The organism is [Pseudomonas] carboxydohydrogena, from assembly GCF_029030725.1.
Lineage (GTDB): Bacteria > Pseudomonadota > Alphaproteobacteria > Rhizobiales > Xanthobacteraceae > Afipia > Afipia carboxydohydrogena.
Window position 1 is genome coordinate 2021641 of sequence record NZ_CP113162.1, and the last position, 15976, is coordinate 2037616.

Consider the following 15976-nt stretch of genomic DNA (forward strand, 5'->3'; position numbering starts at 1 on the left):
TTGGCCGGGCTTTGCCGATCCTCCCACCGTTGCTACCAACCTGACGATGCAGAAAGAACGCCTGATTCCGCTGATCGTCGCCTGCGCGCTGTTCATGGAGAACATGGACTCCACGGTGATCGCGACCTCGCTCCCGGCGATTGCAGCCGACATCGGCACCAATCCGCTGGCGCTCAAGGTCGCCATCACCTCGTACCTGCTGTCGCTCGCGGTGTTCATTCCCGGCAGCGGCTGGATGGCGGACAGGTTCGGCGCGCGCACGGTATTCGCGACCGCCATCGGCGTGTTCATGCTCGGCTCGATCGGCTGCGCGCTCTCCTCCACACTGACCGATTTCGTCTTCGCCCGCATCCTTCAGGGCATGGGTGGCGCGATGATGATGCCGGTCGGCCGCCTGGTGCTGCTGCGGACCATCGACAAGAGCGCACTCGTCAACGCCATGGCATGGGTGACGGTACCCGCCTTGCTCGGCCCGGTGATCGGCCCGCCGCTCGGCGGCTTCATCACGACCTATTTCTCGTGGCACTGGATCTTCCTCATCAACATCCCGATCGGATTTCTCGGAATCTATCTCGCCGTCCGCTTCATCGATCCGATCCGCAGCATCAATCCCGAACGCTTCGATCTCGTCGGCCTGCTGCTGGCGGGGCTCGCCGTGGCCGGACTTGCCTTCGGGCTGTCGGTCGCGGGGCTCAACCTGCTGCCGTGGCAACTGGTCGTCGGATTGATCGTCGGCGGCGCCGTCTCCGGCCTGTTCTACATCCGCCACGCCCGCAAGACCGCCTCGCCGGTGCTCGACTTCTCGCTGCTGCAATTGCCGACATTGCGCGCGAGCCTCGGCGGCGGCTTCCTGTTCCGCATGGGCATCGGCGCGTTGCCGTTCCTGCTGCCGCTCCTGATGCAGCTCGGCTTCGGACTATCGCCGTTCCAGTCCGGCATGGTGACGTTTGCTTCCGCCATCGGCGCGATGGGCATGAAGACGTTCGCCGCACGCATCATCCGCACCTTCGGGTTCAGGCCGGTCATCCTGTTCAACGTGTTCGTCGCCTCCGCGTCGCTCGCCGCCTGCGCGCTGTTCACGCCCGGCACGCCGCTTCTGCTCATCATGATCGTGCTGATCGTCGGCGGCTTCTTCCGCTCATTGCAATTCACCGCGATCAACACATTGGCTTACGCGGAAGTCGAGCCGCCGCAGATGAGCCGCGCCACCACGCTTGCGAGCGTCAACCAGCAGCTTGCGATTTCGGCGGGCGTCGCGGTCGGCGCGTTCGCGGTCGAGGCGACGGTGCACTTTCGGCAAGGCGCCGAGCTAACCGCGGCCGATTTCTGGCCGGCCTTTGTCGTCGTCTCGCTAATTTCGCTGTCATCGTTCTGGTCGTTCTATCGCCTGCCCGCCAATGCGGGGCACCAGATCTCCGGCCAGAAGGTCGAGGCGATGGAAGGCCCCAAAGCCGCCGACACCGCCGCCAACGAAACCACTGCCGAAGTGCGCGACCACCGGCTGGGTTAATCGCCCCCGCGAAAGCCCATCGCCAGCACGTAGCGCTCGGATGAATCCTGACGGCTCGCCGCGGGCTTGACGTGACGCACGGTGGCGAAATTGCGTTTCAGCTCCGCCTGCAACGTCGCATCCGCCCCGCTCTGGAACACCTTCGCCAGAAACACGCCACCGGGATTGAGCACCTCGGCCGCGAAAGCCGCGGCACTCTCGACCAGACCGACGATGCGCAACTGGTCGGTCTTCCGGTGCCCCGTGGTGTTGGCGGCCATGTCGGACATCACGATGTCCGCGCCGCCCCCCAGCATCGCGCGCAACTTCTCGGGGGCATCGTCCGCGAGGAAATCGAGCTGCGCGAAGGTGACGCCGGGTATCTCGCCCATCTCCAGAAGGTCGATGGCGACGACCTTGCCTTTGCCTGCCTCCGCGCCGACGCGCTTCGCCGCGATCTGGCTCCAGCCGCCGGGTGCCGCGCCGAGATCGACCACCGCCTGCCCCTGCTTGAGGAAACGATATTTGTCGTCCATCTCGCGCAACTTGTAGGCGGCACGCGAACGATACCCGTCGCGCTTGGCCTGCGCGACATAAGGGTCGTTGAGCTGGCGCTCCAGCCACAGCTTGGACGACAGCTTGCGCTTGCCGCCGCTCTTGACCGTGACGTGCAGCCGTCCGGTGGTGTCTTTCGCCATGCGTGAGCCTTGAGAATTCCGTGCGCGACCTTACACGGGCTGGATATAGCCGTCTTCGCGCATCATTTCGACCAGCATCCCCTCGCGCAGGCCACGGTCGGCGACCCGCAGCCTCGGCACCGGGAACGCCGCGCGGATCGCATCGAGAATGGCGCAGCCCGCCAGCACGAGATCGGCGCGCTCGGACCCGATACAGGCATTATCGGCGCGCTGGCGATAGGTCATCGTCATCAGCTTCTCGACCGCCGCCTCGATGTCGTGGCCCTTCATCCAGAGCCCGTCGACCCTGCGGCGGTCGTACCGTACGAGGCCGAGATGGACACCCGCCACCGTGGTGACGGTGCCGGACGTGCCGAGCAGGTGCATGCCTTCGAGGTTGCCGTTATGCGCGGCCGCGAACGGCGCGAGATGCCGGGCGACTTCATCGACCATCGCCGCATAGGACTCCCGCGTCACGTCGATGCCGCCGAAATGCTCCGCCAGCGTCACGACGCCGAGCGGCAGCGATATCCACGGTCCTTTCACCGGCGGCGCATCAGGTTGACCGTCGGGCCGCATCAGCTTCACCACCTCGGTCGAGCCGCCGCCGATGTCGAACAGGATCGCACCGCGCGCGCGGTCGTCGAGCAGCGGCGAGCAGCCGATCGCGGCGAAGGTCGATTCCGTTTCGCGATCGACGATCTCGAGTTCGATTCCGGTTTCCGACTTGATGCGGGACAGGAAAAAATCCGAGTTGTCCGCCGCGCGGCAGGCTTCGGTGGCGATGGTGCGGCGGCGGACCGCGCCGCGCGCATCCATCTTGTCTCGGCAGACCGACAGTGCGACGACAGCGCGCTCGATCGCGGCATCGCTGATGCGGCCGGACGATACGATGCCCTCGCCGAGCCTGATGATGCGGGAAAATGAATCGACCACGCGGAAGCCGTCACCGGCCGGGCGCGCGATCAGCAATCTGCAATTGTTGGTGCCGAGATCGATCGCGGCATAGGCAGGCACGCCGGAAGCATGGCTTGCTTCCGCCTCGCCCGCCAGCAAAGTCGCGTCCCGCTTCACGGCGGCGCGTAACTGTGCATGCTCCGTCATGCAGATCCAAATCTGCGCCGAGGCGGCGCGAAACACCATTCGTTGCCAAATGTATCAGCGCAGGCGTCGCGCGCAACCATCCTGTTCCAGCCCCGCCAAAACGCCTGAAAACTAAGGAATGCGCCTGCTTTCGCGGCGGCGCGAGCCATGTTATCGCAACGCAAAACGCAGGACGTTAAACGAACGAACAATATGCGAATCTATATCGACGCAGATGCCTGTCCGGTGAAGGATGAAATTTACCGCGTCGCCGCGCGCCACCACTGGCCCGTGAGCGTCGTCGCGGGGAATTTCATCCGCGTGCCGGACGATCCCATGATCGAACGCATCGCCGCCGGGGCCGGCATGGATGCGGCCGACGACTGGATCGCCGAACGCGCAACGAAAGACGATGTCGTCGTTACCGCCGACATTCCGCTCGCCAGCCGTTGCGTGAAGGCCGGTGCGTCCGTCATCGCGCCGAACGGCAAGGCGTTCACGGAAGAGTCGATCGGCATGACGCTCGCGGTGCGCAACCTGATGACGGATCTGCGCGCCAGCGGCGAGATCACCGGCGGCCCGCGCGGCTTCTCGCCGAAGGATCGTTCGGCATTTCTCTCGGCGCTGGATCAGGCCATCCGCCGCATCCTGCGCGCGCAACCAGCAAACTGAGGCACATGGCTCCCCTCATCCAGCTCAAGGACATCGCCCTCACCTTCGGCGGCACGCCGCTTCTGACCGGCGTGGAACTGGCCGTCGAAGCGGGCGACCGTGTCTGCCTGATCGGCCGCAACGGCTCGGGCAAGTCCACGCTGCTCAAGATCGTCGCCGGACTGATCGACCCGGATCGCGGCACGCGCTTCGTGCAGCCAGGCGCGACGGTACGGTATCTGCCGCAGGAGCCGGACTTCTCGGGCGCGGCCACAACGCTTGCCTATGTCGAGGCGGGACTTAATCCGGGAGACGACTCCTATCAGGCGCGCTACCTGCTCGAACAGCTCGGGCTTACCGGCGAGGAAAATCCGGCGGACCTTTCGGGCGGCGAAGCAAGACGCGCGGCGCTGGCGCGGGTGCTCGCGCCCTCGCCCGACATCCTGCTGCTGGACGAGCCGACCAACCATCTCGACCTCACCACCATCGAATGGCTGGAGAGCGAACTCGCCTCCCGCCGCAGCGCGCTCGTCATCATCAGCCACGACCGGCGATTTTTGGCCAACCTGTCGCGCGCCACCGTCTGGCTCGACCGTGGCGAGACCCGTCGCATCGAGAAAGGCTTCGATGCTTTCGAAGAGTGGCGCGACGAGGTGCTGGCGGAAGAAGAACGCGAGCAGCACAAGCTCGACCGCAAGATCGTAATGGAGGAGCACTGGCTGCGCTACGGCGTCTCGGGCCGCCGCAAGCGCAACGTCAAACGCCTCGGCAATCTGCACGCGCTGCGCCAGCAGCGGCGCGACTATCGCGGCGCAACCGGCAAGGCGACGCTCGCCGCCGCCGAATCCGATGTGTCCGGCAAGCTCGTGGCCGAGGCGAAACACATCTCGAAGGCGTTCGGCGAGCGCGCCATCGTCGCCGATTTCTCCACCCGCATCGCGCGCGGCGACCGGCTCGGCATCGTCGGTCCCAACGGCGCGGGCAAGACCACCCTCATCAACATCCTCACCGGCGCACAGCCGCCGGACGAAGGCACGGTGCGGCTCGGCGTCAATCTCGAAATGGCGACGCTCGACCAGCATCGCGAAAGCCTCGATCCGAAATCGACGCTCTCCGAAGCCCTGACCGGCGGACGCGGCGACCACATCATGGTCGGCGGCAAGCCGAAGCATGTCATCGGTTACATGAAGGACTTCCTGTTTTCGCAGGAGCAGGCGCGCACCCCGCTCGAGGCGCTGTCCGGCGGCGAGCGCGGACGCCTGATGCTGGCGCGCGCGCTGGCCAAGCCATCGAACCTGCTGGTGCTGGACGAGCCGACCAACGATCTCGATCTGGAGACGCTGGACGTGCTGGAAGACATGCTCGGCGATTACGAGGGCACCGTGGTGCTCATCAGCCACGACCGCGACTTTCTCGACCGCGTCGTCACTTCCGTGATCGCGCCGGAAGGACAAGGCCGCTGGATCGAATATGCCGGCGGCTACTCCGACATGCTGGCGCAGCGCGGCAGCGACCTGAAGGAAAAGACCGTCAAGGGCACGCCCGCGCCCGCGAAAGCCGCGAAAACATCCTCGCCTGCTCCGGACGCGCCCGCCGCGAAACGCCGTCTCTCCTTCAAGGACAAGCACGCGCTGGAAACGCTGCCGAAGACCATGGCGAAGCTGCAAGCCGAGATCGCGAAGCTGCAAACCCTACTCGACGATCCGACGCTCTATGCGCGCGACCGCAAGGCGTTCGATTCCGCATCCGCCGCGATGACTAAAGCCCATGCCGATCTCGCGGCCGCCGAGGAGCAATGGCTGGAGCTGGAAATCCTGCGCGAGGACATCGAAAGCGGAACGTAATGCCGCTTTCCGGCGCAAAAGAAAATCCGCGCCGGCTTTCGCGCGGCGCGGATTCCTTTATCGGTTGAGACTTACTTGGTCAGCGGGCAGCCGCTTTCCTTCGCGGTCGGGTAAGCCTTGTCGCCCGGAACCGTCGCGATCACCTTGAAGTAATCCCACGGCTTCTTGCTTTCCGAAGGCTTCTTGACCTCGAACAGATAGAGGTCGGTCACCATGCGGCCGTTGGCGAGAACCTTGCCGTGCGAGGTGAAGGCGTCGTCGACCGGCAGTTCCTTCAGCTTCTTGGTGACGGCCTCGGTGTCCTTGGTACCGGCGGCCTTCACGGCCTTCAGATACGAGGTCACGGCCGAATAGGTACCGGCCTGCACCATGTTCGGCATCCGGCCGGTCTTCTTGAAGAAGCGGTTGGCGAATTCGCGCGATTTGTCGTCGCGATCCCAGTAATAGCTCTCGGTCAGTTGCAGGCCCTGAGCGGCTTGCAAACCAAGGCCATGCACTTCAGCCAGCGTGAACAGGAGCGCCGCGAGCTTCTGGCCGCCCTGCACGATGCCGAATTCCGACGCCTGCTTGATGGCATTGGAGGTGTCGAGACCGGCGTTGGCCAGACCGATGACCTTCGCCTTCGAGCTTTGCGCCTGCAACAGGAACGACGAGAAGTCCGAGGTGTTCAGCGGATGACGTACCGCGCCAAGCACCTTGCCGCCTTTCTCCTTCACGATCTCGGCGGTGTCCTTCTCAAGCGAATAGCCGAAGGCATAATCGGCGGTCAGGAAGAACCAGCTGTTACCGCCCGCTTCGGTGAGCGCGCCGCCGGTACCGACAGCCAGCGCATGGGTGTCATAGGCCCAGTGGAAACCATAAGGCGAGCAGGAATCGCCGGTGATGCGCGAGGAGCCCGCGCCGACGACCATGTCGATCTTCTTTTCCTGCTTCGACAGATCCTGCACGGCAAGCGCGACGGACGATGTCGTCAGTTCGGTGATCATGTCGACGTGTTCGACATCATACCAGCGGCGCGCAATGCTGACGCCCAGATCCGGCTTGTTCTGGTGATCGGCATCGACCAGTTCGATCTTCTGCCCGAGCACGGAGCCGCCGAAATCCTCGATGGCCATGCGGGCGGCCTCGACCGACCACTTGCCGCCGAAATCGGCGTAGACGCCGGACTGGTCATTCAGAACGCCGATCTTGACGCCCTCGGCGGCAAACGCCGGTCCAGCCGCAGCAAGAAGGGCCAGAGCGGAAATGGCCGACAGATATTTGGATTTCATGTTTCACTCCCGACTATCGTTATTTTGCAACGCGAAAGAGATGAACGAGATAATAGTTCCCCCTCAGCCTACCGGTTTTGTGTGACGCCGCCATAGTTCTATCGTCCGAAGCGCTTAACGGCCCAATCGCGCCAGGACCCCCCGCCCGGCGGCGGCACCGGTGGCAAAACAGCCTTGCAGGAGGTAGCCGCCGGTGGGCGCCTCCCAGTCCAGCATCTCGCCCGCGATAAAGACATCGGGCCGCTTTTGCAGGCTGAAATCGGGGTTGATCTCCGCGAAAGACACCCCGCCCGCGGTCGAAATCGCCCGCGCCAGCGAAGCGGTCGCCTCCAAGCGGAGCGGCAGCGCCCGGATCAATCCGGCAAGCGTGGCGGGATCGAGCGCCGCAAGCCTCGCACCGCGATGCAATGCCGCCTCGTGCAAAAGCCCGATGGCGGCCGGAGGCAAGGTTAACGCCTTGCGTAAAAATGTTGCGACCGACTGCTTGCCGCGCGGCCGCGACAGGCGCGCCACGATGTCCGGTTGGGACAGGTCCGGGCGCAGGTCGATCAGAAGGGTCGCGTGTCCCTTCGCGGCGATGCCGTCGCGCAGCGCCGCCGACAGCGCATAGATGCCGCCGCCCTCGATGCCATCCTTCGTGATGACCATTTCGCCGCGCGATGTATGCTTCTCATAATTGAGCGCGACGTTCTTGAGCGGCTGGCCCTCGAACCGCTCCCGGAAAGACTCGCTCCACGCGACGTGGAAACCGCAATTCGCCGGTTTCAGATCTCTGATCGCGATGCCCTGCGCCGACACTATGTCGCGCCAGCCGCCATCCGATCCGAGCCTTGGCCAGCTTGCACCGCCCAATGCGAGGATCGTCGCGCGCGGCTTAACGCTATGCACTCCCTGCGGCGTCTCGAAACGCAACGCACCGTTCTCGTCCCAGCCCAGCCAGCGGTGTCGCAACGAAAACCGCACGCCGAGACCGTCCAGCCGTGTCAACCATGCGCGCAGCAACGGCGAGGCCTTGAAGGTTTTCGGAAACACCCGCCCGCTGGAGCCGATGAACGTCTCCTGCCCTAGCCCGTGCGCCCAGTCGCGCAACGCCTGCGGCGGAAATGCCTCGATCGCATTGCGCAACAGCGGAGAGGCGTTGCCATAGCGGGTGAGAAAAGTCTCGAGCGGTTCGCTGTGGGTGAGGTTGAGCCCGCCGCGCCCGGCCATCAGGAATTTGCGCGCGACCGACGGCATCCGGTCATAAACAATGACCGACGCCCCGCCCGCCGCAACCGTCTCGGCCGCGATCAGACCGGCCGGACCGGCCCCTATGATGGCAACATCCGGCGCGGTCACGGCATCAGACCAGTTTCACCCCTTCGACTGATCCCTGAGATGCGCGATGATGCCGGAAAAGTCCACCATGCCGTGTCCGGCATCCGAGAAAGCCTGATAAAGCGCCTGCGCATGCGCGCCGAGCGGGGTGGACGCGCCGGCCGCGCGCGCCGCCTCCTGCGACAGTCGCAGGTCCTTCAGCATCAACGCGGTGGCAAATCCCGGTTTGTAATCGTTATTGGCGGGCGACGCGGGCACCGGACCCGGCACCGGGCAATAGCTCGTCAGCGACCAGCATTGTCCCGAAGATGTGGACGCCACGTCGAACAATGCCTGATGCGACAGCCCGAGCTTCTCGCCGAGCGTGAAGGCTTCGGACACGCCGATCATCGAAATGCCGAGGATCATGTTGTTGCAGATCTTCGCCGCCTGCCCCGCGCCCGCCTCGCCGCAATGGATGATCTTGCCGCCCATCTTTTCCAGGATCGGCTTCGCGGCGGCGAATGCTTTCGGATCGCCGCCCGCCATGAAGGTCAGCGTCGCGTTCTTCGCGCCGTTGGTGCCGCCGGACACCGGCGCATCGACCGAGCGCAGGCCGGCGGTCGCCGCCAGTTCATGCGCCTGTCCCGCGCTTCCCACGTCGATGGTCGAGCAATCGATAATCAAGGCGCCCTTATCGAGCAGCGGCACGATCTCGTTCCAGACATCGAGCACATGTTGACCCGCAGGCAACATGGTGATGACGGTTTCGGCTCCCTGCACCGCATCGTTGATGCTGGATGCAACGGCGATGCCTGCTTCAGCCGCCGCCTTCTTCGAGGATTCGGCCAGATCGAAACCGCGCACCGCGAAACCCGCCTTCACCAGATTGGCGGCCATCGGCCCGCCCATGTTGCCGAGACCGATAAAAGCAATCTGCGTCATGACCTGCTCCGTCTGGTGAACGTGAAACAATTTAGCGCCCGAACGCAGAGGGTGCGATATTCAACATAAGAACGAGGCGAACGCGCCGGCCTCTATCGAGGCACCTTTGTCCGCACCGGTTTCGCAATGGCGCGCCGGGCGCGCGGTCTGTGTTCCGCGAGCGCTTTCTTCCGCCCGGCCTTCAGAATGTCCGCCGATAATTGTTCGTGACCGGCGGCGCGCGCCAGCAAAAGGCTTCCCACCATGGTCGCGATGACGCCGATCGCCTCTTCGCGCGCGACCTTCGCCGGACTTTCCGCGCTTTGCGCGGCGACGGCATCGATCGCATCCTCCAGCCTTTCGGTGAAAATGCGCCGCGTCCTTGCGCTGGAGCGGGCCAACTCAGCACCGATTGCCGGTAACGCGCAACCGCCCGATGCGTCGTCGCGATGCTCGCGCGTCAGATAGCCGTTCACGATGGCCTCCAGCCCCTCGCCTCGCGGCGCCTTCTCGGCCCGCGCCCGCCAGCGCTGCGCGATCCCCTCCAGCGCATGACGGAACGATTCCTCGACCAGCGCATCGCGCGATTTGAAATGCGCATAGAAGCCGCCATGGGTGAGGCCCGCATCCTCCATCAACTCCGCGATGGCGATGCCGCCGGACCCATTTTCCTTCAGGCGCGTGACCGCCCCTTGCAGGATCCTCTCGCGGGTCGCCGCTTTGTGATTCCGGGCGTAGCGCATCGTCTGTCCTTTATATGTCACATATCATATAATACGAAAGAAGCCGTCCCGCAAAGGGATCGTGATTCAATTTCCGTGATATGATACTTATCATATTCACAGCTTTCGACTTTGCCCCACAGGACCGATCATGATCTCCAACTGGCTCTCGGCACGCCTCGCCTCCCGCGACATCCATTACGGATGGGCTGTCGTCGCCGCGACGTTCCTGACGACGCTCGCGAGCGCCGCCTCGATCAGCGCGCCGGGCGTGTTCATCGTGCCGCTGGAGCAGGAATTCCACTGGAGCAACGCGGAGATCTCCAGCGCGCTATCGATCCGCCTGTTGCTGTACGGGCTGGTGGCCCCATTCGCCGCCGCCCTCATCAATCGCTACGGCATGCGCAACGTGGTGATCTGCGCGCTGACGACGATCATCTCCGGCCTCGTGCTCTCGCTGTTCATGACGGAAGTCTGGCAACTGATCGTGCTGTGGGGATTCGTCGTCGGCCTCGGCACCGGCATGACCGCGCTGGTGCTCGGCGCAACGGTCGCCGCGCGCTGGTTCACCGCACGGCGCGGACTGGTGGTCGGGATGTTCGCCGCGAGTTCGGCCACCGGCCAGCTTCTGTTTCTGCCGGTGATGGCAAAGCTCACCGAGCTCTATAGCTGGCGCGTCGCCACGCTCGCGCTGTGCGCGCTGATGGCCGTCGCCGCGCTGGCCGTGCTTCTGGTGGTGCGCGACCGTCCATCGGACATGGCGCTGCGTCCGTTCGGCGATGACGGCACGACGCCGATCCCTCCAATCGCGCCCGCGAACGCGCCGATCACCTCCGCCGCGCTCGGTGCTTTGAAGGAGGCTTCGCGAAGCCGCGTGTTCTGGGTGCTGTTCTTCACCTTCTACATCTGCGGGGCGAGCACCAACGGCCTGATCCAGACGCACTTCATCACGCTGTGCGCCGATTATTCGATTCCGGCGACGGGTGCCGCGACGCTCCTGGCGGCGATGGGCATCTTCGATTTCATGGGCACCCTGATGTCCGGCTGGCTGTCGGACCGCTACGACAATCGCTGGCTGCTGTTCTGGTACTACGGCCTGCGCGGGCTGTCGCTGCTGATGCTGCCGTTCACCGACTTCACCTTCTACGGCCTGTCGCTGTTCGCGGTGTTCTACGGGCTCGACTGGATCGCCACGGTTCCGCCGACCGTGCGGCTCACCGCCTCGACGTTCGGGGCAGAACGCACCAATCTGATGTTCGGCTGGATTTTCGCCGGTCACCAGATCGGCGCGGCATCGGTGGCGCTGGGGGCCGGATTGTCGCGGACCTATTTGTCGAGCTATTTGCCCGCATTCTTCACAGCGGGGCTGCTGTGTCTGATTGCCTCGCTCGCCGTCCTGTCGATCCGCCGTGACAAACGCGCCGTAGTCGCCTAGGTCTGTACACACCAGATTTAGGAAGACAAGGCAGGACGATGCGGCGAATTGTTGTCACGGGTATGGGTGCGGTGTCGCCGCTGGGTTGCGGCGTGGAAGCCAACTGGTCGCGGCTGATCGCCGGAAAATCAGGCATCCGCCGCCTGTCTGAGGAAGCGTCCGCCGACCTGCCCTGCAAGGTCGCGGGCCTCGTGCCGGACATGACCGACGACCCGGAAGCAGGCTTCGATCCCAACCGCGCCGCGCCGGTCAAGGACCAGAAGAAGATGGACCGCTTCATCCTGTTCGCGCTGCTCGCGGCGGAGGAAGCGGTGGCGCAGGCGAACTGGCACCCGGCCACAGACAAGGACCGCACACGAACCGCCACCATCATCGGTTCCGGCGTCGGCGGCTTCCCCGCCATCGCCGATTCCGTGCGGCTGGCGGATTCGCGCGGCGTGCGGCGGCTGTCGCCTTTCACCGTGCCATCGTTCCTCGTCAATCTCGCCGCCGGTCAGGTGTCGATCAAGCACGGCTTCAAGGGCGCGCTCGGTGCGCCGGTGACGGCCTGCGCGGCGGGCGTGCAGGCGATCGGCGACGCCGCGCGGATCATCCGTGCGGGCGAAGCCGACATTGCGCTGGCGGGCGGCGCGGAAGCCTGCGTCGAGCGCACCGCGCTCGGAGGCTTCGCGGCGGCGCGCGCGCTCTCCTCCGGTTTCAACGATACGCCGGAGCGCGCCTCGCGCCCGTTCGACAAGGCACGCGATGGTTTCGTGATGGGCGAAGGCGCGGGCCTCCTCGTGATCGAGGAACTGGAGCATGCGCTGGCGCGCGGAGCGAAGCCGATCGCCGAGCTGATCGGCTACGGCACCAGCGCCGACGCCTATCACATGACGTCAGGTCCCGAGGATGGCGACGGCGCGCGACGCGCGGTCGTGCAAGCCCTGCAACAGGCGGGACTTGATCCGGCGCAAATCCAGTATCTCAATGCGCACGCCACCTCGACGCCGGTGGGCGATCTCGGCGAACTCGCCGCGATCAAAGCGGTGTTCGGAACCAGCAACAGCGTGGCGGTGAGTTCGACGAAATCCGCGACCGGTCATTTGCTCGGCGCGGCCGGTGGCCTCGAGGCGATCTACTCGGTGCTGTCGCTGCGCGACCAGACCGCGCCCGCCACGTTGAATCTCGACGATCCCGACGATGCGGCGGAAGGCGTCGATCTCGTCCGCGGCCAGGCCCGCAACATGAAGATCGATCATGTGCTGTCCAACGGCTTCGGCTTCGGCGGCGTCAACGCCAGCGTGATCTTCCGCAAGATGTAGGTCAGGGTTTCCCAAGCCGTCATCCTGAGGCGGCCATGCGCAGCATGGCCCTCGAAGGGTGACGATACCCGCGCATGTCATCCTTCGAGGCTCGCGCTGCGCGCTCGCACCTCAGGATGACGCTCTCGCCATCTACTCCGCCGCCTCCGACACCGCGCTCGGCGGCTCGGAATGATCGCTATCGGACGGCGTGCCGCGTCCGAACTGCGACATCCAGTTCGACAGGCGGTCGAGGTAGAGATAGATCACCGGCGTGGTGAACAATGTCAGCACCTGGCTGACAAGCAGGCCGCCGACCATGGCGAAGCCGAGCGGCTGGCGGATTTCCGAACCCGTACCGTGGCCGAGCATCAGCGGCACGCCGCCGAGCAGCGCCGCCATCGTCGTCATCATGATCGGGCGGAAGCGCAGCAGCGCCGCCTTGTGGATGGCCTCCTCCGAGGTCAGATGCTCGTCGCGCTCAGCCGCGATCGCGAAGTCCACCAGCATGATGCCGTTCTTCTTCACGATGCCGATCAGAAGCACGATGCCGATCAGCGCGATCAGGCTGAAGTCGTAGCCGAAGATCATCAGCGTCGCGAGCGCGCCGACGCCGGCCGATGGCAGCGTGGACAGAATGGTGATCGGGTGGATGTAGCTTTCATAGAGAATGCCGAGGATCAGGTACACCACGATGAGCGCGGCGAAGATCAGGAGCGGAATGGTGCCGAGCGATTGCTGGAACGCCTGCGCGGTGCCCTGGAAACTGCCGCTCAACGTGCCCGGCACGCCAAGATCGGCCACCGCCTTCTGCACGGCGTCTGTCGCCTGCCCGAGTGCTACGCCCTGCGCGAGATTGAAGCTGATGGTGATCGCCGGGAATTGGCCCTGATGGCTGATCGACAGCGGCCGCACCGGATCGGTTGTCCAGCGCACGAAGGTCGAGAGCGGCACCTGATCGCCCGTCGTCGGTGACTTGATGTAGATTTTCTGGAGGCTGTCCAGATCGCCCTGCATCTCGGGCAAAATCTCCATCACCACGTGATAGCTGTTGAGCTGGGTGAAATACTGCGCGACCTGACGCTGGCCGAAGGCATCGTACAGCGTATCGTCGATCAGTTGCGGCGAGATGCCGTAACGCGACGCCGTATCGCGGTCGATGGTCAGCGTCAGCGTGGTGCCCTTGGTCTGCTGGTCGGTCGCGACGTCGCGCAGTTGCGGCAACGTCTCCATCTTCGCCAGAATCTTCGGCGCCCACTCGTTCAGTTCGGCAAGGTTGGCATCCTGCAAGGTGTATTCAAACTGCGTGCGGGTGGCTCGGCCGCCGAGGCGCACGTCCTGCGACGCTTGCAGATAGAGTTTCGCGCCTTCCACCTTCTCGGCCTTGGCGCGAATCCGCGCGATGATCTGGGGCGCCAGCGCCGTGCGCTCGTTGCGCGGCTTCAGTGTGATGTAAAGACGGCCGGTGTTCAGCGCGCTGCCGCCGCCGCCGATCGCCATCGCGACGCTGAAAACGTCGGGGTCCTCCATCACGATCTTGCCGAGTTCTTCCTGTTTGCGCTTCATGTCGGCGAAGGAAATATCCTGCGCCGCCTGCGATGCGCCGGTCAGCAGGCCGTTGTCCTGTTGCGGGAAGAAGCCCTTCGGGATCGCGATGAAAAGGATCACGGACAATGCCAGCGTCGCGAAGAACACCATCAGGGTGGTGAAGCGCCAGCGCATCACCACGTTCAGGCCACGCTCGTACCAATAGAGCATGCCGTCGAACATGCGCTCGCTCCACTGGTAGAACCTGCCGTGCTGCTGGTGCTCCCGGTGCGGTTGCAGAAAGCGTGAGGCCATCATCGGCGTCAGCGTCAGCGACACGATCATGGAGACGAAGATCGTCATCGCCAGCGTCACCGCGAATTCGCGGAACAGGCGCCCGATGATGCCGCCCATCAGCAGCAGCGGAATCAGCACCGCGACCAGCGACACGCTGATCGACACGATGGTGAAGCCGATCTCGCTCGCGCCCTTCAACGCGGCCCGGTATGGGTCCTCCCCCTTCTCCACGTATCGCGAAATGTTCTCCAGCATCACGATGGCGTCGTCGACCACGAAACCGACCGCGATGGTGAGCGCCATCAGGGACAGATTGTCGAGCGTGTAGCCCGCCACCCACATCAGCGCGCAGGCGCCGAGCAGCGCCAGCGGCACAGTGATGCTCGGAATCACCGTCGCCCAGAAGCTGCGCAGGAAAATGAAGATCACCATGACCACGAGGGCGATGGTGAGAAGCAGCGTGAACTGCACGTCCTCGACCGCCGCACGGATGGTCGTGGTGCGGTCGCTCATGATCGTGACCTTGACCGCGGGCGGAATGGCTTTCTCCAGCCGCGGCAACTGCGCCTTGATCTTGTCGACCGTCTCGATGACGTTGGCGCCGGGCTGTTTGAAGACGACAAGGAACACGCCGCGCTTGTTGTTCGCCCACGCCGCCTGCTTCATGTCCTCGGGGCCCGACACCGCCTGCCCGATGTCGCGGATGCGCAACGGACCGCCATTGCGATAGGCGATGATGACGTCGTTCCAGTCCTTCGACGCCGGCAACTGGTCGTTGGCGTAGATCGTGTAGCTGCGGGTCTTGCCGTCGATATTGCCCTTCGGGCTATCGACCGTGGTCTGCACCAGCTGGGCGCGCACGTCTTCCAGACCGAGTCCCTTCGCCACCAGCTTGGCGGGGTCGATCTGCACGCGGATCGCGGGCTTCTGCTGACCGCCGATGGTGACCTGGGCGACGCCGGTGATCTGGCTGAGCTGCTGGGCCAACTGGCTGTCGATCGCGTCATTGACATCGATCAGCGGCATGGTGTCGGAGGTCGCCGACAGGATCATGATCGGCGCATCCGCCGGATTGACCTTGCGATAGGTCGGCGGGCTCGGCAGGTTTTTCGGCAACTGGCCGCCGGCGGCATTGATCGCCGCCTGCACGTCATTGGCCGCACCGTCGATGGCGCGGTTGAGATCGAACTGGATCGTCACGGACGTCGAGCCGAGCGAACTCGTCGAGGTCAATTGCGCGACGCCAGGGATCTGCGCGAACTGCCGCTCCAGAGGCTGGGCGACCGACGACGCCATCGTTTCGGGACTCGCGCCCGGCAAGCTCGCCGAGACCTGAATGGTCGGAAAATCCACCTGCGGCAGCGGCGCGATCGGCAGCGACGGGTACGCCACGAGGCCGACGAACAGCACGCCCACCATCAGCAACGAGGTTGCGATGGGGTAGCGGATGAAGGGAGCCGAAACGCCGCCGTAGCTCATG

12 protein-coding genes are annotated in these 15976 nt (G+C 64.7%); 5 read left to right on the forward strand and 7 right to left on the reverse strand.

What is annotated here, in order from left to right; genetic code table 11:
• Nucleotides 1-46 precede the first annotated feature (46 nt).
• Entirely contained in the window at nt 47-1510 is a 1464-nt protein-coding gene (locus tag AFIC_RS09785) for an MFS transporter (protein ID WP_275246044.1), read from the forward strand.
• Here AFIC_RS09785 and AFIC_RS09790 read toward each other — a convergent pair.
• Both AFIC_RS09790 and AFIC_RS09795 read right to left on the reverse strand, forming a co-directional pair.
• Nucleotides 1507-2187, reverse strand: a complete 681-nt coding sequence (locus AFIC_RS09790; protein ID WP_275246045.1) for an RlmE family RNA methyltransferase — start codon at nt 2185-2187, stop codon at nt 1507-1509. The two genes, AFIC_RS09785 and AFIC_RS09790, sit on opposite strands and share 4 nt — an antisense overlap.
• A gap of 30 nt (nt 2188-2217) precedes the next feature.
• Nucleotides 2218-3270, reverse strand: a complete 1053-nt coding sequence (locus AFIC_RS09795) for a Ppx/GppA phosphatase family protein (protein ID WP_275246046.1) — start codon at nt 3268-3270, stop codon at nt 2218-2220.
• Nucleotides 3271-3462: 192 nt separating this feature from the next.
• Here AFIC_RS09795 and AFIC_RS09800 point away from each other — a divergent pair, with 192 nt between their 5' ends.
• Nucleotides 3463-3921, forward strand: coding sequence for a YaiI/YqxD family protein (locus tag AFIC_RS09800; RefSeq protein WP_275246047.1), 459 nt, complete (start codon nt 3463-3465; stop codon nt 3919-3921).
• Nucleotides 3922-3926: 5 nt separating this feature from the next.
• Nucleotides 3927-5744, forward strand: coding sequence for an ABC-F family ATP-binding cassette domain-containing protein (locus AFIC_RS09805; RefSeq protein WP_275246048.1), 1818 nt, complete (start codon nt 3927-3929; stop codon nt 5742-5744).
• Between the two features lie 71 nt (nt 5745-5815).
• Here the strand turns inward: AFIC_RS09805 and AFIC_RS09810 are convergent, their stop codons facing one another.
• The 4 genes from AFIC_RS09810 to AFIC_RS09825 all read right to left on the reverse strand — a co-directional run bounded on the left by AFIC_RS09810 (nt 5816) and on the right by AFIC_RS09825 (nt 9978).
• Nucleotides 5816-7015, reverse strand: a complete 1200-nt coding sequence (locus tag AFIC_RS09810; protein ID WP_275246049.1) for an ABC transporter substrate-binding protein — start codon at nt 7013-7015, stop codon at nt 5816-5818.
• A gap of 114 nt (nt 7016-7129) precedes the next feature.
• The gene (locus tag AFIC_RS09815) at nt 7130-8353 is read right to left on the reverse strand and encodes a BaiN/RdsA family NAD(P)/FAD-dependent oxidoreductase (protein ID WP_275246050.1); all 1224 of its coding nucleotides are present in this window, start codon (nt 8351-8353) and stop codon (nt 7130-7132) included.
• A gap of 15 nt (nt 8354-8368) precedes the next feature.
• Nucleotides 8369-9256, reverse strand: coding sequence for a 3-hydroxyisobutyrate dehydrogenase (mmsB, locus tag AFIC_RS09820; RefSeq protein ID WP_275246051.1), 888 nt, complete (start codon nt 9254-9256; stop codon nt 8369-8371).
• Between the two features lie 92 nt (nt 9257-9348).
• Nucleotides 9349-9978, reverse strand: coding sequence for a TetR/AcrR family transcriptional regulator (locus AFIC_RS09825; protein WP_275246052.1), 630 nt, complete (start codon nt 9976-9978; stop codon nt 9349-9351).
• A gap of 130 nt (nt 9979-10108) precedes the next feature.
• On the opposite strand from AFIC_RS09825, the gene AFIC_RS09830 reads away from it, so the two are divergent.
• Nucleotides 10109-11392: an MFS transporter gene (locus tag AFIC_RS09830; protein WP_275246053.1), complete on the forward strand. Its 1284-nt coding sequence runs from the start codon at nt 10109-10111 to the stop codon at nt 11390-11392.
• Between the two features lie 38 nt (nt 11393-11430).
• Nucleotides 11431-12693 (forward strand): beta-ketoacyl-ACP synthase II, encoded by a 1263-nt coding sequence (gene fabF, locus AFIC_RS09835; protein WP_275246054.1) that lies wholly within the window; start codon nt 11431-11433, stop codon nt 12691-12693.
• Nucleotides 12694-12825: 132 nt separating this feature from the next.
• Here fabF and AFIC_RS09840 read toward each other — a convergent pair whose 3' ends face one another.
• The gene (locus tag AFIC_RS09840; protein WP_275246055.1) at nt 12826-15975 is read right to left on the reverse strand and encodes a multidrug efflux RND transporter permease subunit; all 3150 of its coding nucleotides are present in this window, start codon (nt 15973-15975) and stop codon (nt 12826-12828) included.
• Nucleotide 15976 lies beyond the last annotated feature (1 nt).